Here is a 16,553-nt window from a genome sequence, read left to right as displayed (position 1 = left end):
GATGGACGCATGACCATGATGAAGTCTGCCGGCTACGCTTTCCTTGTGGCTGGCTGCACCTTGCTCGCCACGCCCAGCGCGCAGGCACAGGCGCAGCAGCGCCCCGGCGCGACCGTCGCCTACACGACCGAGGTGGCCGCGACGGTCGAGTCGGTGGACCCTCAGAAGCGCGAGATCGTTCTGCGCGGACCGGGCGGCAATTTATTCGCGGTGATGGCCGGCCCCGCCGTAGAGAATTTTGACCGCATCAGGCCCGGCGAGCGCGTGGTCGTCCGATATGTCGAGGCCCTTGCCGCGACGCTTGCCAGTCCGGGCCAGGGCGGCGGCGGCAGCGCGACGGAACAGCTCGGCGTCGCCCGCCACGCACCTCCGGGCTCCAGCCCCACCGGCACCGTCGGCAGCCAGGTGCGGGCGACGGTGCGCGTAGACGCGGTGGACCGTGCCGCGCACACGATCACCTTCTCCGGGCCCGCCAACGTGGCGCGCACCGTGGCCGTGCGCGATCCCGAGGCGCGGCGCTTCCTGGAGACACTGAAGCCGGGCGACAACGTGAACCTCGTTTACACGGAGTCCATGGCAGTCGCCGTCGAGCCGATGGGCCGCTGAACAGGGGCGATAAGGCGCTGGTTCCGAAGCAACGCGAGGCCGGTGCCGGCCTCGCCGATGGTGTGGCGGATCGCGCGTGATCGCCCGCCGCGAGATTGGCGCAACAGTCCGCGGTGGTATGCGCGCTTCCCCTCAAAGGCAGGTGCTGTGCGCGTCCCAAGCGCCTTCCAGCTTCCCATCCCAGCCGAAGAGAAACCGTTCGAATGGATGCCCGAAGCTTCCCTCAGAAGGCACCATGGGACAGCGCCCCGAGCTGACGGCGCCGCAGCCATAACAGCCGCCATGGGCCCTTCATCTTTAGGTTGGCCAGCGAACCAGATCGACATGGCGGCCATGCCACGCCATCTGCTCCGCGGGAACAGTCCTGAGCAGGATATCGGAAGTCTGCAGATCGACCTGCGATCCTGTCCTGTCCTGAGCAGGCGAACATTGACTGGAATCAATGCCCCGCCCCCGAGCGGGCTTGATAATCTCGGACTGCCATGAATTTGGCTCGTGATGCGTGGTGTGGCGAAGCATGGCCCGCATCGAACGGCTTGTTCCATCCATGCGGGAGATCGACCGCCACAGGGGAGTGCGACCATGCGCATCCTGGAGAGCCCCACCTCCGCCCAGTCTCGTCGGAGAGCGCGCCGCCATCCCGAAGCGGCCACCATATTCGTCGAAGGCGACGGCAATGCTGAATCGCTGCGCGTGCTTGCCGGCATCGTGCGCCTTGTCCGCCACACGGAAGATGGCCGACGCTGCGTTCTCGATTTCCGCTTTCCGGGGCAGGTCTTCGGCCGCTCCGCCGACGACCACCTCCTCACGGCCGAGGCGGCCACGGATTGCCTGATCGAAAGCGTCGAGGACGCGGAGGAAAGAGGGGAGTTGGAAGCGGATACGTCGCTGCTCGACCGCGTGACCTGCCTCGCCGTGCGACTCGCCTGCTGCTCCGCCACTGAGCGGGTCGCGCAGTTCCTGCTCGAGGTGCATGAGCGGCTTGCAGCCGATAGCGTCTTCACCCTTCCGCTTTCGCGCCAGGACGTGGCGGACCACCTCGGCATCCGCTCGGAAACGCTGTGCCGTTGCCTCGCCCATCTGGCCAGGGAAGGCATGATCGCCACGCGTTCAGGGCAGGTGGTTGAAATCCATGATCCTGCCGCACTGCATGCCGCCGCGCATGAAGGGCGCCGGCGGGCATGCCGATCGGGAGGGGCTGGCGCTGACATCGGTCAATAGTCGGCTCGGCCATGTGGTGGACCATGCGCGCTCCCCGCCACGGCAACATGACACAGTTGCAGGAGCCACTCATGACCACGGATACCATTCAGGAGCGGGCCGCACGCGACCGCGCGACATTGCCTCCTCAAAACCCAGAGCCTCGCCCAGCCGCGGCGCCGCCTTCCCCGGCCGCGGCCCTCGCCTGGCTTTCCTCACCCTTCCCTATCCCGCTGCCAGGTGACGGCCAGGATACCTGGATCAGTTCCTGGGCGGATTTCACGCATGCGCATTGGGCGACGGTGCAGGCTGGCCTTGCATTGCTCCAGCAGCAGCAGCGACTGCTTGGTGCGGCGGGCGAAGCGATGACTGCCTCGCTGCGCGGCGCTGGCAACGACCACGATCACCGCTGCCGCGTCGAAGCGGAAGCACTTGAGCAGGCCATCAGGGAGTTTGGCGAAGCCTTCCGCCGTCAGAACGAACGTCTTGCCAACTCGCTGCAGGCAACCCTTGCCGCACCAGCGGGGGAAGCCACGAAGACGCCATCGCGTGGTTGAGGCGCCCGGTCCCAACCGGCCTGTATTCCTTCCGCGACACGTTCAGGGAGAAGGGCATGCTCGCTGTGCGCAGCCTTGCGGCTGCGCACACGGGTTTAGCCTCGTCGCTTGTCCATTCGCGTAACGGGCGGGCCAGCATCTTCGCGAACGCTGACTTCCAGTCCCGCCTTCACTCGGCCCTTGATATGACGCTGGCCAATCAGCGGGCTCGACGTGCGGCCCGGACGAGTGACGCAGTCGATAGTAGGATCGCCGCGCTTCCGAAGCGGAGATCGACCTCAGCCCGCATTTCCTCCGGGTGAGGAGCCGCTGTCGCCAAGTTCCTGTCACTCATTCCCTGGGCTCCGTGTGCCTCATTCCCGCACCACCATTCTCCGAGACAAGCTCGACGTCCGCGGCTTGGGAATTCGTCTTGTCAGGCCAGTGCCGCCCGGACTCTGCGGTCATAGTCGTCGCCCAAGGCTCGCAGGGCTGCTGTCCCGTCTCCGGCGAAGGAGGATCCGTGCATCAACGCCAGCGTGCGCGGCTGAAGTTCCGCGAGCCGCCGGATCGTGGCGCCCATGCCAGGGTGCAGGCTGGAGGAGCGGAAGAAATCCTCCGTGGCGATAGCCGGCCCGACCACGTCCATGTCCGTCAGTGCCGGCCCATTGCCGGTGTGAGAGAAAAGATCTCCGCAAAGCAGGGTGCTGCTCGCCTCCTCATAGAGAACGCCGGCGTCCCAACCATGCGGGATATGCGGGGTGTCGAGGTATCGCACGCGCCGTCCACGGCCGAGGTCAATCACCTCACCGTCGCCCAGGATGCGCGGCGGACGGTCCGCCATATCGTTGAGCGACACCATGCATCCGGTTTGGCCGTGTGCGACTTCCGCTCGCGGTGCCACCGCGAGCCACTCGTTCATCGCGCCGCACTCGTCTGCTTCATAATGGCCGAAGGCGATCCAGCGCAGCCGCTCTGGTGCGATGATTCGGGCAAGCCCCTCGCGTATCAGAGGGAACATGCGCCGCAATCCCGTGTGGAAGAGCAGCGGCTCGTCGCCGAGCACGAGGAAGTGGTTGAAGGTGAAGCCCGCTGGTGGGGCGACCTCTGGCACGAAGACCGACAGCCGGTAGATGCCGTCAGCGATCTCGTCGATGCGGGCTTCCATTGCGGTGTGCTCCTGCTGAGGCGGCGCGGGGCAAGCGGCCGGCGTCTTGGTCAGGCTAGCGCATCGTTCTGCTTGCTGGCGATGCAAACCCGGCAAGCCTTGGCAGCCAGCGGAGCGCCGTGCTGCGAGACCTCCGTGGGTCATTGGCCTCCGGAAAGGCCAGAACCGAAGGGAAAGAGAGTGGGCGGATGCGCCGCGCGCCGAGCCAGGGACCGTGCGGGGGGCTGTGATGGGCCTTGAGGTCGCGGGCCGGGATGAAGCGCACAGGGGCTTTAGCTCGGCATTCGTCAGGCGCCTGCTCATTGCAGCGCTATGTGGCAGCCCATAAGGCCACTTCGCGGTCTCCCATCGATGTCTTCGAGTTCTCAAAAACATCGCGAGCGGCCACAAGAGGTGACTGCACGCAAAACGGGTAGCGCAACCATCAGACCATAATGCGGTTGTGGCTCACAGACGGCATGCATCTCCCGGCATGCATTTCCGCTCCCATCTGGAGCAGAGCGTCTCTCACTGGGCCCCCGCCTTCGGTTTGACAAACTGGCGGGGGCCTCTTTTTTATAGAGTGTCGCGCGATGAGCGGTGCGTTTTTAGCAGGTAATTTTGGCCAGGAAGCACTCCGGCTGCAAAAATTCCGTCCTGTGCAGGAAATCCACAATCAACCGAAACGCTCCTTCTTTTCTGCATGATACTCCCGAACATGCGGAATAAACCTTTCCACCCAGAAGGGGGCATTTGTCTTTTATTGCGGCTCCGATAGGGGCATTGGCTGGTCCACAACGACGGCGCTTCGGCTCGAAGCACGGCGGCGTACCACGCGTGGTCGGCAGGCACGGCCCGATCTGCATCCCTCTAACCTGCCCCGCGCCATGCCGCGTCTCCGGCCGCATCCTGCATGCAAGCTTCGACCGCAATGCGGCCTCCTTGCCGCAAGGCGCAGATCCCTACACCCTTGTCGACTGGTTCTTCCCCGATATGGCAGCAGGCCCTCAGGCGCCTCGTCGGGACAGGCTTCCCGGGCCACACGGCGCAGCCACGCGACGAAGGCGCTGAACCTCGCCAGCGCCGAAGATGAGGGCTGAAAACTTGCCCCACACCCTGCTGCCGCACGACGGGGACTCGGCGGAGAGGACTTCCGGCAGGCACCGGGATTCTCGCCGGCCTGACGCCGATGGAGCGCTTCGCAGCGCTTGCATGGGATGGGCGCGGACCCGCGCGCCGGGACTTCTGTCGAGGCCACGGCTTAATGGTTGCGGCGCGAGGCGGGGAAGTGGGAACAGATGAAGCGCGACGCCGGCACCACTGCGGGCTCACGATCAAGGAGGCTGAGCACATGATGATTCGAAGCGCGATTGCCGCGACCCTGGCGGCATGCTTGGCCTGGGCCAGCCCCGCCGCGGCAGGGCCGACGCTGGATGGTGTGCGGCAACGCGGCATCCTCGCGTGCGGCGTCAATGTCGGCGTGGCTGGGTTTTCCCTGCCCGACAGTCAAGGCGTCTGGCGCGGCATGGATGCCGATCTCTGCCGCGCTGTGGCGGCTGCGGTGCTCGGCGACCCGAGCAAGGTTCGCTTCGTGCCCCTGACGGCCGTGCAGCGCTTCACCGCCCTGCAGGCGGGCGAGATCGATGTGCTCATCCGTCAGACCACGCTGACCATGGTCCGGGACACCAATCTGGGCATGCGCATGGTGGGGGTGAACCTCTATGACGGGCATGGCTTCATGGTCCGTCGTGATGCGAATATCCGCTCGCTGCGCGACATGGATGGCATGACCATCTGCCTCTCGCCAGGTACGACCAACGAGCTCGTGACCGCCGACGCCTTCCGCGCGGAGCGCATCACCTTCCGCCCCGTGCTGCAGGAGCGCATGCAGGACAATGCCGCTGCGCTCCAGGCCGGACGGTGCGACGCCATCGGCACGGATGCGACCCAGCTTGCCGCACTGCGGTCCCAGTTCACGCGGCCACAGGACTTTGTGATCCTCGATCAGCGCTTCTCGAAGGAGCCTTACGGTCCTGTGGTGCGTCGCGACGATCAGGAATGGTTCGACGTGATCCGTTGGGTGCTGTTCGGGCTCATTGAGGCAGAGGAGCTGGGAGTCACCAGCCAGAACGCCGAGCAGCAACGCGCCTCCAGCTCCGATCCCGCCATCCGCCGCCTGCTGGGCGCGGTGCCCGATCTCAGCCAGGCCGTGAAGCTGCAGCCGAGCTGGCTCTACGACGCGATCCGGGCGGTCGGGAATTACGGCGAACTCTATGAGCGGAACATCGGCCCGAACACGCCCATCGGCCTTCCGCGCGGCGTCAACGACCTCTGGACCCGGGGTGGGCTGATGTACGCTTGGCCGCTGCGCTGAACAGTGCTGAAGGGAGCGTGCTGGGCACCACGTTGAGTGGACCCGGCGCGGCTCCGTGGGCGCAACGCGGCTCTGGGACTAGGCAGCCTGCCCGGGCGGTCCGGCCAGGACGTGCCGCTAGGACAGGCGCGCGCCGCTTGTCTAAGGTGAAGCATGGACGTTCGACTTCCCGGCACCGGCGTTGCTGCGTTGAGGGAACACAACCAATCGCTGGTGATGCGCCAGATCCTCTCGTACAGAGGCGTATCCCGCACCGATGTCGCGGCACGCATCGGACTCACCGATGCTGCGGTTTCCCGCATCACGCGCGACCTCATTGCGAGTGGCTTCGTGCGCGAAGGCCGCGAGGCACCCGCGGAACCAGGCCAGCGTGGCAGGCGGCATGTTCAGCTTGAGGCGGACCCGAATGGCGCAGCCTTTCTGGCCATCAGCCTGACGATCGCTGACCGCCGGGTTTCGCTGGTAGATCTCTCGGGGCGACGCCGGGGCGAGGTGGCCCTGTCCTCCGCTCTCCCACAGGATTACGGCACGCTCGTCGCTGATGTCACCCGCGCCGCGAAGCAGCTCGTCGCCCGCTCACGCATGCCGCGCGACCGGGTCCTGGGTATAGCCGCTACTACGGCGGGCGCGGTCGAGCAGACGAGAGGGAGGGTGATCGCTTCCTCGCTCGCCGTCCTGCGCGGCAGGGATGTCGGCGCAGACCTAGAAAAGAACCTCCATATGCCTGCTGCCGTGGAGACGGTCGGCAATGCCCTGGGTCTCGCGGAGACGCATCGGGTCATGCAGAACGAAGGGCTGACCCTGCCTGGATCCAGCTTGCTCGTCCATGTCGCATTCGGCCTTGGCGTGAGCGTGATGCTGGAAGGCGTGCCCATCCGGAGCGGGGGCGACGAACGCGTTGCCAGCCACGTCCCCGTGGCGCAGGGCCGTAGCACCTGCGTCTGCGGTGCAAGGGGCTGCCTGATGGCCGAAGCAGGAGGCTATGGCATCCTCCGCCGGATGCAGGGCGTGCCTGCCGAGGCTCCCGGTCAAGGCTGGGAGGATATGCGCCCCCAAGCCCTGCGCTCCGCGATCGCGAGCGATTGCTCGGGCGATGCCGCGACGTCCTGGATCATGGCAGAAGCGGGCCGGGTGCTCGGCAGGCATCTCTTCGCGTTGGGTGCCGCTTCAGCAGCGCGTCGGGTCATCATCGGAGGGCCGCTTGCAGCCGCGCCTTCCTATGTCCAGGGACTAAGAGCCGGATTGGCGGAAAGCTTCGGCCGGGCATCGGAGACGCCCCCCGGCGTCATCCTGTCCGACACGGACTACCTCCATGCCGCGGAACTCCTGGCCATCGAGGAATTCGCGTTGCGACGGCCCCTGCCCCTCGCCGACCCCATGGCTTGAACAGGTGTATCGTTTTGCTTACCGTCGTTAATCATATCAGCGCAGGTGGAGGGTGACATGCAACTGATCGACTTGAGCCGCGAGATTCACCACATGATGGCCCGGCTTCCGAATCATCCCTCCATCGAGGTCTACCCCTTCAGCACCCACGAGCATAAGCGCGTGGCCGACGGCTATGAGTTCTCCTCCGCGACGATGGTGCTGCACATGGGCGACCACGCGGGCACTCATGTCGATGCACCGGTTCATTTCGACGAGCGACCGGGCGCCAAGTCGATCGAACAGCTTCCGCTGGAAACCTTCTTCACCGAAGCCGTCTGCCTCGACCTCTCCCACAAGCCGCTCAAGAGCGACATCTCCATCGCGGACCTCGAGGCGGCGGAGAAAGCGGCCGGCGTCACCATCAAGCCGAAGGACATGGTGCTGCTGCACATGGACTTCTATCGCCGCGCCTATGGCACGGAAGGCTACGTCACGGACTTCCCGGGCCTGACCAAGGAAAGTGCGACTTGGCTCGGCAATCGGGGCATTGGCATGTTCGGCGTGGAGGCGGTCAGCCCGGGGCGTCCGGGCCGCAGCAACTTCGAGGTGCACCATGTCTGCCGCGACATGGGCTTCACCCATGTCGAGGGGCTCGTGAATCTCGACAAGCTCGTCGGCAAGGGACGCTTCCGCTTCATCGGCTTCCCGTTGAAGATTCGCGGCGGCACAGGCAGCCCGATCCGCGCCGTCGCCTGGCTTGATTGATGTCTGGAGAAGCCTGGGCGCTCGATGCGGCGGATCTGACGGATGCGTACCGGACGGGCGCGCTGACGCCCCTCCAAGCGCTGGAGGCGTGCCTTGCGCGCGCCGATGCGCTGAACGCGTCCCTGAACGCCATCGTCACCTTCGATGCGGAGAATGCCCGCGCATCCGCGCGCGCGAGCACACTGCGCTGGCAGGCAGGCGCGCCGCTCAGCGCGCTGGACGGCGTGCCCTTGACGGTGAAGGATAATCTCTTCGTCGGCGGGCTGCGCGCGACCTGGGGAAGCCGGCTTTTCGCGGATCATGTCGCTCCCCGCGACGACATTCCCGTCGCGCGGCTGCGCGCGGCAGGAGCGGTGATCTTCGGAAAGACCAACACGCCGGAACTCGCCCTGGCGGGCTTTACGGACAATCCTCTCTTCGGCTCCACGGGAAATCCATGGGCGCCAGCCCTGCAGCCCGGCGGATCGAGTGGTGGCGCCGTTGCGGCGGTGGCCAGCGGCATGGGCCCCGTCGCCCTTGCGACGGATGCGGGCGGGTCGCTGCGCCGGCCCGCCGGTCATTCTGGCGTCGCGACGATCAAGCCGACCGTTGGTCGCGTGCCACGGCGCTGGGGATTCCCGCCGCTCGCCAACGATTTCCAGGTCATCGGCCCGATCGCGCGCAGCGTCCGCGACCTGCGAAACGTGCTTGAGGTCATCGCTGAGCCTCGCGCAGCCAAGCCGGCTTCAGCGCGAATGCGCATCCGCGCCATCCTTGCCTGTGGCGCGGCACCCGTGGACCCAGGCATCCGCGCCTCCTTCCATGATGCGCTGGCGGCGCTGACGCAGCTGGGCCATTCGGTCGAGCAAGTGCCTGCGCCCTGGGACACGGAGGAAGTGGGCAATCTGTTCGGCACGCTTGCCTCCGCCGGCGTCGCGCGCGTGGTGTCGCGCCACAGTGGCTGGCAGGACCTCGTGACGCCGACGATCCGTGCACAGGCCGAGGCCGGGCTCCGGCTGACGGCAGCGGATTACGTCTCCGCGCTGGATCGCGTCGCGGCGCTGCGCGCCGAGCTGACGGACTGGATCGCAGAGGTGGATGTGGTTGTGACGCCCTCCGCTGCCGTCCTGCCCTGGGACCGTTCGAAGCCGGGCCCAGAGACGGTGGATGGCGTTTCCGTGGGCCCGCGCGCGGCGGCACTCTACTCGACGGTTGTGAACCTGGCCGGGCTGCCTGCGGTGGTGGTCCCCTCGCGTCCGGTTGGCGGGCTGCCCACCGGCCTGCAGTTTATCGGGGCGCCGTACGGTGAGGCGACGCTGCTGGACCTCGCCGAGGACTACGAGGCGCTGCGGCCCTGGCAGCGCCTCGCCCCTGGCTGAGCGAACTCAGTTCCCCTGCCTTCGGACCGGCAGGCGGCTGGTGTCGATGCCGGCCAGCCAGGCCGGTCCGCCATGCGCCATGAAGAGCGCTGAGGCCAGGCCAGCGAAAGCTGTCTGCATCGCCAGGTCGCGCTCGCGGAAGGTGCCGCGAGCGGCGTTCGCGCAGATGATCACGCCGATAGACTCATCCTGCCAGAGCATGGGCGTGAACATGGAGGACCCGGCACGGAAGGCCTGCAGGATCTTCACGAACTGCGCGTGCAGCGTGGTGTCATGCAGCACCATGGGTCGCCGCGTATTGGCGACATGGCCCGGATGGCCGAGGCCGATATCGACTAGCTCGTGATGCTGTTCGGGAGGAAAGTTCACCGGCGCGGCAATCAGGTGATGCGCGTTGTCGGGCATGCGTAAAAAGACAGCGCAGGCAGTGGTTACTGCGGGAGGCTCCTCGTCACGAAATGCGCGGGGGGATAGCGCCGCCGCACGGTCCCCCAGTATCGCCGGAAGCGTCCGCGTGATGGCCCACAGGGCCTCCTCAGGCCCTGACGCGGCGGCTCCTTCGGCAGCCACGCGGGAAAGAGCCAGCACAGTCTCCTGCGCCAGCCCGGCGGCATCGGTCATCTTTCGTCCTATTTCAGCAGGTTGAGTTCGCGGGCGATGGTGCCCAAAGCTTCGTGCTCGGCACGAATGGAACGAGACAACTCCTCGCCGGTATCGATGCGCATCACCGCAGCCTGGCTTGCCATCAGCTCTGCGAACTGGGGCTGTCGTGCGGCCGTGACAAAGGCATCGCGGATGCGTTCCAGCCGGTCGGCCGGCATGTCCCTCGGAGCGATGAGGCCCCACCAGATGGTCACCTCCATCTCGGACAGGCCGATGCTGGAAAGGCCGGCACTGCCGGGTGCAGCGGGAGAGGCCTCGGCTGTGGTCAGCATCAGGCACTTTGCGGTGTCGGCGCGAACGGCCGGCATCGCACCGGTGAGCGAGCCGCCGTAGAAGGTGATGTGCCGGCCGAGAAAGGCGGGCAGGGTTTGCCCGGCGCCCTGAAACGGGACAGCCGTGAGGTCGAGACCCAGGTGGCGCCAGATCCGCTCGACGCCGAGGTGCATGACGCCGCCCATCCCCTCATTGCCCCAGGTGTAGCGGCCTGGATTGGCGCGGATATTGGCGATCATCTCCTGCAGATTCGTTGCCGGGAAGTCGGGCTGCGCGCAGATCACGAAGGGGGAGTAGCCGACGCGCATCACCGGCGTGTAGCTGTCGAGTGTGTAGCGCGCACCCAGCGTATGCGGTGCCGCCGTGAGCGGCGTGTTCCAGACGAATCCGAGCGTGTGGCCATCAGGGCGTGCATCGATCACGGCCTGCGTGCCGATGGTGCCGCTGCCGCCTGCGCGGTTGTCCACGATGATCGGCTGCCCAAGCGATCCGCCGATCAGCTTGCGGGCAAAGACGTCAGTGCCGCCGCCAGGGCCCACCGGGACGATCAGCCGGATCGGCCGGTCCGGAAAGCTTTGCGCGACTGCTGGCAGCGCAGCCAGTGAGAGGGCAAGGGCGAGGAATCTGCGAAGCAGCATGTGAGCCTCCAGGCGATTGGAGTGCGACGGCGCTGTCGCGGCAATTACCTACCGCTTGTAACCAATTCTACCTGCCTCCTGGGACGATGCAAGCATGGTTTTCCCGAATGGGCCGTGCTACGGCGCAGGAAGCGCAACGGCTTCAAGCTGATCCTTCGCGGATGGGCTGGAGCCTCGTGCGCAGCAGAACCCGGGCCAATCAAAAGCGAGCGGCCGGACTTCCACGAGGCGCGGTGTGCCGCTGGATGCGCCTCTCATGATTACCAGTCAGCTCTACCGCCCACGCTTACTGAAGGGGCGCCATCATGAGGCGGCCATCGGTGGCCAGCACAACTCAGCGCCGCTCAATCCCGTCCAATCCTCGGTCCCTTACCGCTCGTTGCTGGGCGGAATGAGGCGGACGGGCCCGAAGCAGGCCCGGCCATGCAGGTGGCGCAGCACCTGTGCCGCCAGCACCGCATCCTCATAGGCCCCATGGGTCTGCCCGTCGCGGCTGAGCCCGATCTCGGCCAGCACCAGGTCGAGCTTGCCCCGCTTGCCCGGGTGCCGTGCCCGCCATCCCCGCACCGTGCAATAGCGTGGTGCCAGGGGGTCGAAGCCCCCTGGCCCGAGCCGCTCGAACTCCTGGCCCATCATCCGCCAGTCGAAGGACATGTTGTGAGCGACCAGCACGGCACCCCGGCTGAAATCGAGGATGGCTTCGGCGTGGCGCTCGAACGGGTCCTGCCGACGCAGATAGGCATCACTCAGTCCGTGGACCGACTGCGCCATGGGGTGGCTCGGCCGTCCGGGGTTGAAGACCAGATGGAGGCTGTCAATCAGTTCCAACTCGGGCGACAGGCGAACCATGCCGAGGGACACGACCCGGTCCTCGCGCGAGGTGCCGGTGGTCTCCGTGTCGAACACCACCACCTCGTCCAGCCCGTCCAGGCGATCAACCATCATACCCTCATCCACCCAGGCTGCATCATGCAATCGCATCCCGGTCCCGTCGCACTGTTACGCTCAGCCATCTTTCTTCCAACTGCCCGACGACGGCGGCCCAAACAAAACACGTCCCTGACGTGACTGGTGTCCGAAGGAGCCACGTTGGCCGTGGTTGGGAGCGTTGGGACGAAAGCCGGGATGCTCAACGCTCCCTTCTGAGGGACCGAAAGAAAGCCAGGGCGGAGCGATTGATCTGGCGGACAGGGTGGGATTCGAACCCACGATAGGCTTTTGACCTATACGCACTTTCCAGGCGCGCGCCTTCGACCACTCGGCCACCTGTCCCGCGGCGGGTCTCTTAGGCCGGCTCGCGCTTCGCGGCAAGCCGGCTGGGAGGGGTTCAGGGCAGCTTTGTGGTTTGCGCGATGGCGAGGAGGGCCTTGGGCCGGCTCGCCTTCTCCACGATGCCCGAAAGACCCTCGCGCCGCTCCAGCTCGCCCCAGACCTCGCTCGGCTGGATGCCGGCATCCACCAGCAGGACCAGCAGGTGATAGACCACGTCCGCCGCCTCGCCGATCGTGGCTTCGCGGTTTCGGGCGACGGCCTCGATCACCAGCTCGACCGCCTCCTCGCCCAGCTTCTGCGCCACCTTGGGCGTGCCGCGCTTCAGGAGGCGCGCGGAGTGGGAGGTCGCGGCATCGCCCGCGATGCGCCGCTGCTCCACCGTGTCCCACAGGCGCTGCAGTACCGCCGCAGTTCCCTCGCCGCGCGGCGGCAGCGGCGTGAGGTGGGCGGATTCGGCCCGGCGCACCGCCTTGGGGATATGCGCCTTTACGGTGGGCACGCCCTCGGGCAGTGGGAGCTTCGGCTTCTTCGGTGCGGCCTTCTTCTTCTCGGTCTTGGCCATCAAGCGGCCTCCCTTGCCCGGCGAACCGGGAATCCCTCTCGGCTCAACGCGTCCTTGGCTTCCGCGATGCGGAAAATCCCATCATGGAAAACCGAGGCGGCCAGCAGCCCGGTCGCCCCGGCGCGCGCGCCTTCCACGAAATGCTTCAGCGTTCCCACCCCGCCCGAGGCGATGACGGGCACGCGCACCGCCGCCCGCACCGCGCGCAGCAGGTCAAGGTCGAAGCCGGCCTTGGTGCCGTCACGGTCCATGGAGGTGAGCAGGATCTCCCCCGCCCCTGCCTCCGCCATGCGGCGCGCCCAGCCCACCGCCTCGATTCCCGTCTCGCGCCTGCCGCCATGGGTGAAGATCTCCCAATGGCCGGGGCGCACCTGTTTCGCGTCCACCGCGACGACAATGCATTGCGAGCCGAAGGCCTCCGCCGCGCGGGTCACGAGGGCGGGGTCGGCGATGGCGGCGCTGTTGATGCTCGCCTTGTCGGCGCCGGCCAGCAGGAGCTTGCGGATATCCTCTACCGAACGGACGCCGCCCCCGACGGTGAGCGGGATGAAGACGCGCGACGCGGTGCGCGACACGACGTCCAGCATCGTGTTGCGGTTCTCGTGCGTCGCGGCGATGTCGAGAAAGGTGATCTCGTCCGCGCCCTGCGCGTCATAGGCGGCGGCCTGCTCCACCGGGTCGCCCGCGTCGCGCAGCGCCAAGAAGTTCACGCCCTTCACGACGCGCCCGTCCTTCACGTCGAGGCAGGGGATGATGCGGAGCGCCAGCGCCATCGGGATGATCTCCACGCTTGTCCAGGTCAGACGGGACGTCCGGGGCGCGCGAGATGGAACCTCGCGCGCGCGGGGTCAAGTCAGGAACTTCACGCAGCGGCCAGGGCCAGAGCCTCGCGCGGAGCGATGCGCCCATCATACAGGGCGCGGCCGAGGATGCAGCCCGCCACCACGCCCGTTTCCTTCAACGCGCGAATGTCGTCGAGTGACGCCGCGCCACCCGAGGCGATGACGGGCACGGGCACCTCGCGCGCCAGCGACGCCGTCGCCTCCACATTCACCCCGCCCAGCATCCCGTCGCGCGCGATGTCGGTGAAGATGATGGCGGCGACGCCCGCATCGCTGAAGCGCAGCGCCAGGTCGCGCGCCGAAAGGTCGCTGGTTTCCGCCCAACCCTCGGTCGCCACCATGCCGTCGCGCGCGTCGATGCCCACCGCGACGCGGCCCGGCCACTCCCGCGCCGCGGCGCGAACGAAGCCCGGATCCTTCACCGCGGCCGAGCCGAGGATGATCCGTGCCACCCCCGCCTCGATCCAGGCGCGGGCCGTGTCCAGGGTGCGGATGCCGCCGCCAAGCTGCACGGGCGCCTCCGTGGCGGCCAGAATGCGGGACACCGCTTCCGCATTGGCAGGGCGGCCGGCGAAGGCGCCGTCGAGATCCACCACATGCAGCCAGGGGAAGCCATGCGCCTGGAATTCCGCCGCCTGGGCGCCTGGGTCGGCGGAGAAGACCGTCGCCTCCTCCATCGCGCCGCGCCGCAGCCGGACCACCTCCCCGCCCTTGAGGTCGATGGCGGGATACAGGGTGAAGCTCATTCGATCGGTCCCAGCACCGCCTCGGTGGAGCGGCCGCGCGGCGCTTCCAGCAGGCGATAGTAGAAGAAGCCCGAGACGGTCTGGCCGTTCACCCGCGCATAGGCGGGATGGGTGCCCCAGCGCGTATAGCCCAACCCCTCGAACAGGGTGATGGCGGATTCCTGCGTGGCGCGGACGTCGAGGTTCAGCACCCGCACGCCCTGTGCCGCCGCCCGTTCCTCCAGCCGCCGCACCAGGAGCCGCGCGAGACCGTGGCCGCGCGCATAAGGGGCGATGAAGGCGTGGGTGAGGGTGGCGCTGAAGGCCTGCGCCTCGTTGTTGCGCGGCGGCCGGACCAGCTGCGCCGAGCCCACCACCTCGCCATCGAGCCGCGCGATGAACAGCTCGCGCTCGGGCACAAGCAGCGCGCCGCGGAAATGGCGTTCCAGCGCGGCGCGGCTCTGCGCCTCCACCCAACCGAATCCACCGCCCTCCATGATGGCGGCGTTGGTCGCCTCACACAGTGCGGCGAGGTCGTGCGGGTCAAGCGACTCGGCTCTATCGACCGCGAGGCGGTGCGTCACGGTCGCCACTGGAGGAAGTTCCGCAGGATGGTGAGGCCGGTGGCGGCGGATTTCTCGACGTGGAACTGGGTGCCGACGATGTTGTCCTCACCGACGATGGCGGTCACTGGGCCGCCGTAATCCGTGGTCGCCAGAACCCGCCCTGGCGCGGCGCCGCGCCAGGCATAGGAGTGGACGAAATACGCGTGGTCGCCCGGCTCCAGACCGGCCAGGAGCGGGTGCGAGCCCGGCGCGAAGTCCAGCCCGTTCCAGCCCATCTGCGGCAGGGGCAGCGCCTCGCCCTCCGGGCCACGCGGGTCCATGGGCGCAACCTCGCCCTGCAGCCAGGCGAGGCCGGGCGTCACGCCGTGCTCCAGCCCCCGCTCGGCCAGGAGCTGCATCCCGACGCAGATGCCGAGGAAGGGCGTCGCACGCACTCGCACCGCCTCGTAGAGCGCGCCGACCATGCCTTCGAGCGCATCCAGCCCGGCCCGGCAGGCGGCGAAGGCGCCCTGTCCCGGCATGATGATCGCATCCGCCCCGTGCAGCGCCGCGGCCTCGCGCACCAGCTCCACCTGGAGCGGCGCATCCGCCGCGTGCTCCACCGCCCGCCGGACCGAGGCCAGGTTACCGGAGCCCGGGTCGATAATGACCACGCGCCTCATCGCCAAAGCTCCGCCACGGCGGGCGCCTTGCGGAAGAGACGCGCCAGCGCCGCCTCCTCGTCGCGCGCCAGCACGACATGGGCGAGGCGCCAGCCGCGCCGCTCCAGTGTCCAGCGGCGCAGGTCGCGCCCATGCAGCCCGACCAGAAGCTGCGCGCCCACCAGCAGGGCGAGCCCCGCCGGTCCCGGCACGAAGTTCAGCGCCAGCAGGAGCAGGAACACTGCCAGCCCGGCAAGCCAGCAGCGGTGCCACCACAGCCAGAAGGGACCGAACAGGAAGGCGCCCCAGGAAAAGCCCTCGCGCAACAGCACGGGGCCCTTCGCCGCGCCCTCAGGCGGCAGGTGCAGGGTCCAGCTCCGCATCAGGCCTCCAGAACGCCCTTGGTGGAGGGAATGGCATCCGCTGCGCGCGGGTCTGGCTCCACTGCCATGCGCAGCGCCCGCGCCACCGCCTTGAAGCAGGCCTCCGCGACGTGGTGCGCGTTGGTGCCGGCCTTCAGCGTCACGTGCAGCGTGATGCCAGCATTGAAGGCGAAGGCGCGGAAGAACTCCTCGAAGAGTTCCGTGTCCATCTCCCCCACCTTGTCGCGCGCGAAGGGCACGGACCACGCCAGGAAGGGCCGGCCGGAAATGTCCAGCGCCGCCTCGGCCAGCGCCTCGTCCATGGGCAGGATGGAATGGCCATAGCGGCGGATGCCGCGCTTCTCGCCCAGGGCCTGGCGCAGCGCCTGCCCTAGCACGATGCCGCAATCCTCCGTCGTGTGGTGGAAGTCGATATGGAGGTCGCCCTTCGCCTCCAGATCCAGGTCCAGCAGGGCGTGGCGCGTGAGCGCGTGCAGCATGTGGTCCAGGAATCCGATGCCCGTCGCGATGCGCGCCTCGCCCGTCCCGTCCAGGGACAGGCGAGCGGAAATCTCGGTTTCGGCGGTCCGGCGCGAGAGGGTGGCTTGGCGGGGCTGCATGGCCTGGGTTGTCTAGTCCCGGCGCGGCCGGATGG

General features: G+C 67.6%; 18 protein-coding genes and 1 tRNA gene. 7 read left to right on the top strand and 12 right to left on the bottom strand.

The annotated features are described in order from the left end of the window. The first annotated feature begins 9 nt into the window (after positions 1–9). From JTJ31_RS08255 to JTJ31_RS08245, 3 genes are all read left to right on the top strand, one after another. The gene (locus JTJ31_RS08255) at positions 10–606 is read left to right on the top strand and encodes a hypothetical protein (RefSeq protein WP_207538149.1); all 597 of its coding nucleotides are present in this window, start codon (positions 10–12) and stop codon (positions 604–606) included. 582 nt (positions 607–1,188) lie between these two features. Next, entirely contained in the window at positions 1,189–1,827 is a 639-nt protein-coding gene (locus JTJ31_RS08250) for a Crp/Fnr family transcriptional regulator (protein WP_207538148.1), read from the top strand. Positions 1,828–1,898: 71 nt separating this feature from the next. Further along, entirely contained in the window at positions 1,899–2,363 is a 465-nt protein-coding gene (locus tag JTJ31_RS08245; RefSeq protein WP_207538147.1) for a hypothetical protein, read from the top strand. Positions 2,364–2,778: 415 nt separating this feature from the next. Here JTJ31_RS08245 and JTJ31_RS08240 read toward each other — a convergent pair whose 3' ends face one another. Continuing rightward, positions 2,779–3,510 (bottom strand): oxygen-binding di-iron domain-containing protein, encoded by a 732-nt coding sequence (locus JTJ31_RS08240; protein WP_207538146.1) that lies wholly within the window; start codon positions 3,508–3,510, stop codon positions 2,779–2,781. Positions 3,511–4,840: 1,330 nt separating this feature from the next. On the opposite strand from JTJ31_RS08240, the gene JTJ31_RS08235 reads away from it, so the two are divergent. The 4 genes from JTJ31_RS08235 to JTJ31_RS08220 all read left to right on the top strand — a co-directional run bounded on the left by JTJ31_RS08235 (position 4,841) and on the right by JTJ31_RS08220 (position 9,354). Then, positions 4,841–5,863, top strand: coding sequence for an amino acid ABC transporter substrate-binding protein (locus JTJ31_RS08235; RefSeq protein ID WP_328805706.1), 1,023 nt, complete (start codon positions 4,841–4,843; stop codon positions 5,861–5,863). 153 nt (positions 5,864–6,016) lie between these two features. Further along, the gene (locus tag JTJ31_RS08230; protein WP_207538145.1) at positions 6,017–7,249 is read left to right on the top strand and encodes an ROK family protein; all 1,233 of its coding nucleotides are present in this window, start codon (positions 6,017–6,019) and stop codon (positions 7,247–7,249) included. A 57-nt stretch (positions 7,250–7,306) separates the two neighbouring features. Continuing rightward, positions 7,307–7,996: a cyclase family protein gene (locus JTJ31_RS08225; protein ID WP_207538144.1), complete on the top strand. Its 690-nt coding sequence runs from the start codon at positions 7,307–7,309 to the stop codon at positions 7,994–7,996. Continuing rightward, on the top strand, positions 7,996–9,354 hold the full coding sequence (locus JTJ31_RS08220; protein WP_207538143.1) for an amidase: 1,359 nt from the start codon (positions 7,996–7,998) through the stop codon (positions 9,352–9,354). Before JTJ31_RS08225 ends, JTJ31_RS08220 begins: the two co-directional genes overlap by 1 nt. Positions 9,355–9,360: 6 nt before the next feature. Here the strand turns inward: JTJ31_RS08220 and JTJ31_RS24965 are convergent, their stop codons facing one another. From JTJ31_RS24965 to hisB, 11 genes are all read right to left on the bottom strand, one after another. Next, positions 9,361–9,975 (bottom strand): GAF domain-containing protein, encoded by a 615-nt coding sequence (locus JTJ31_RS24965; RefSeq protein WP_268957017.1) that lies wholly within the window; start codon positions 9,973–9,975, stop codon positions 9,361–9,363. Between the two features lie 8 nt (positions 9,976–9,983). Next, positions 9,984–10,928 (bottom strand): tripartite tricarboxylate transporter substrate binding protein, encoded by a 945-nt coding sequence (locus JTJ31_RS08210; RefSeq protein ID WP_207538141.1) that lies wholly within the window; start codon positions 10,926–10,928, stop codon positions 9,984–9,986. A gap of 369 nt (positions 10,929–11,297) precedes the next feature. Beyond that, positions 11,298–11,873: a 3'-5' exonuclease gene (locus JTJ31_RS08205; RefSeq protein ID WP_207538140.1), complete on the bottom strand. Its 576-nt coding sequence runs from the start codon at positions 11,871–11,873 to the stop codon at positions 11,298–11,300. A gap of 236 nt (positions 11,874–12,109) precedes the next feature. Further along, positions 12,110–12,200, bottom strand: a tRNA-Ser gene (locus tag JTJ31_RS08200). Positions 12,201–12,255: 55 nt separating this feature from the next. Then, positions 12,256–12,762 (bottom strand): phosphoribosyl-ATP diphosphatase, encoded by a 507-nt coding sequence (locus JTJ31_RS08195; protein ID WP_207538139.1) that lies wholly within the window; start codon positions 12,760–12,762, stop codon positions 12,256–12,258. Next, on the bottom strand, positions 12,762–13,535 hold the full coding sequence (gene hisF / locus JTJ31_RS08190) for an imidazole glycerol phosphate synthase subunit HisF (protein ID WP_207538138.1): 774 nt from the start codon (positions 13,533–13,535) through the stop codon (positions 12,762–12,764). Before hisF ends, JTJ31_RS08195 begins: the two co-directional genes overlap by 1 nt. A gap of 89 nt (positions 13,536–13,624) precedes the next feature. Next, on the bottom strand, positions 13,625–14,350 hold the full coding sequence (gene hisA, locus JTJ31_RS08185; protein WP_207538137.1) for a 1-(5-phosphoribosyl)-5-[(5-phosphoribosylamino)methylideneamino]imidazole-4-carboxamide isomerase: 726 nt from the start codon (positions 14,348–14,350) through the stop codon (positions 13,625–13,627). After that, complete coding sequence (locus JTJ31_RS08180; protein WP_328805705.1) at positions 14,347–14,922, bottom strand: GNAT family N-acetyltransferase; 576 nt, start codon at positions 14,920–14,922, stop codon at positions 14,347–14,349. Before JTJ31_RS08180 ends, hisA begins: the two co-directional genes overlap by 4 nt. Continuing rightward, a complete protein-coding gene (gene hisH, locus JTJ31_RS08175) occupies positions 14,910–15,557 on the bottom strand; it encodes an imidazole glycerol phosphate synthase subunit HisH (protein ID WP_207538136.1) in 648 nt (215 codons plus the stop codon). The genes JTJ31_RS08180 and hisH overlap by 13 nt, the downstream gene beginning before the upstream one ends. Further along, positions 15,554–15,919 (bottom strand): DUF2628 domain-containing protein, encoded by a 366-nt coding sequence (locus JTJ31_RS08170; RefSeq protein WP_207538135.1) that lies wholly within the window; start codon positions 15,917–15,919, stop codon positions 15,554–15,556. The genes hisH and JTJ31_RS08170 overlap by 4 nt, the downstream gene beginning before the upstream one ends. Then, the gene (gene hisB / locus JTJ31_RS08165; RefSeq protein WP_207538134.1) at positions 15,919–16,518 is read right to left on the bottom strand and encodes an imidazoleglycerol-phosphate dehydratase HisB; all 600 of its coding nucleotides are present in this window, start codon (positions 16,516–16,518) and stop codon (positions 15,919–15,921) included. The genes JTJ31_RS08170 and hisB overlap by 1 nt, the downstream gene beginning before the upstream one ends. Positions 16,519–16,553: the final 35 nt, after the last annotated feature.

The sequence above is a fragment of the Sabulicella rubraurantiaca genome (assembly GCF_017355885.1).
GTDB lineage: Bacteria > Pseudomonadota > Alphaproteobacteria > Acetobacterales > Acetobacteraceae > Roseococcus > Roseococcus rubraurantiacus.
This window is presented reverse-complemented; position numbering and strand designations above follow the sequence as displayed.

Bases quoted from the DNA above. Each gene is read 5' to 3' on its own strand.
- JTJ31_RS24965 (WP_268957017.1), bottom strand. From the start codon at position 9,975: ATGACCGATGCCGCCGGGCTGGCGCAGGAGACTGTGCTGGCTCTTTCC.
- hisA (WP_207538137.1), bottom strand. From the start codon at position 14,350: ATGAGCTTCACCCTGTATCCCGCCATCGACCTCAAGGGCGGGGAGGTG.
- JTJ31_RS08205 (WP_207538140.1), bottom strand. From the start codon at position 11,873: ATGATGGTTGATCGCCTGGACGGGCTGGACGAGGTGGTGGTGTTCGAC.
- JTJ31_RS08210 (WP_207538141.1), bottom strand. From the start codon at position 10,928: ATGCTGCTTCGCAGATTCCTCGCCCTTGCCCTCTCACTGGCTGCGCTG.
- JTJ31_RS08245 (WP_207538147.1), top strand. From the start codon at position 1,899: ATGACCACGGATACCATTCAGGAGCGGGCCGCACGCGACCGCGCGACA.
- JTJ31_RS08250 (WP_207538148.1), top strand. From the start codon at position 1,189: ATGCGCATCCTGGAGAGCCCCACCTCCGCCCAGTCTCGTCGGAGAGCG.
- hisH (WP_207538136.1), bottom strand. From the start codon at position 15,557: ATGAGGCGCGTGGTCATTATCGACCCGGGCTCCGGTAACCTGGCCTCG.
- hisF (WP_207538138.1), bottom strand. From the start codon at position 13,535: ATGGCGCTGGCGCTCCGCATCATCCCCTGCCTCGACGTGAAGGACGGG.
- JTJ31_RS08255 (WP_207538149.1), top strand. From the start codon at position 10: ATGACCATGATGAAGTCTGCCGGCTACGCTTTCCTTGTGGCTGGCTGC.
- hisB (WP_207538134.1), bottom strand. From the start codon at position 16,518: ATGCAGCCCCGCCAAGCCACCCTCTCGCGCCGGACCGCCGAAACCGAG.
- JTJ31_RS08195 (WP_207538139.1), bottom strand. From the start codon at position 12,762: ATGGCCAAGACCGAGAAGAAGAAGGCCGCACCGAAGAAGCCGAAGCTC.
- JTJ31_RS08225 (WP_207538144.1), top strand. From the start codon at position 7,307: ATGCAACTGATCGACTTGAGCCGCGAGATTCACCACATGATGGCCCGG.
- JTJ31_RS08235 (WP_328805706.1), top strand. From the start codon at position 4,841: ATGATGATTCGAAGCGCGATTGCCGCGACCCTGGCGGCATGCTTGGCC.
- JTJ31_RS08230 (WP_207538145.1), top strand. From the start codon at position 6,017: ATGGACGTTCGACTTCCCGGCACCGGCGTTGCTGCGTTGAGGGAACAC.
- JTJ31_RS08220 (WP_207538143.1), top strand. From the start codon at position 7,996: ATGTCTGGAGAAGCCTGGGCGCTCGATGCGGCGGATCTGACGGATGCG.
- JTJ31_RS08240 (WP_207538146.1), bottom strand. From the start codon at position 3,510: ATGGAAGCCCGCATCGACGAGATCGCTGACGGCATCTACCGGCTGTCG.
- JTJ31_RS08170 (WP_207538135.1), bottom strand. From the start codon at position 15,919: ATGCGGAGCTGGACCCTGCACCTGCCGCCTGAGGGCGCGGCGAAGGGC.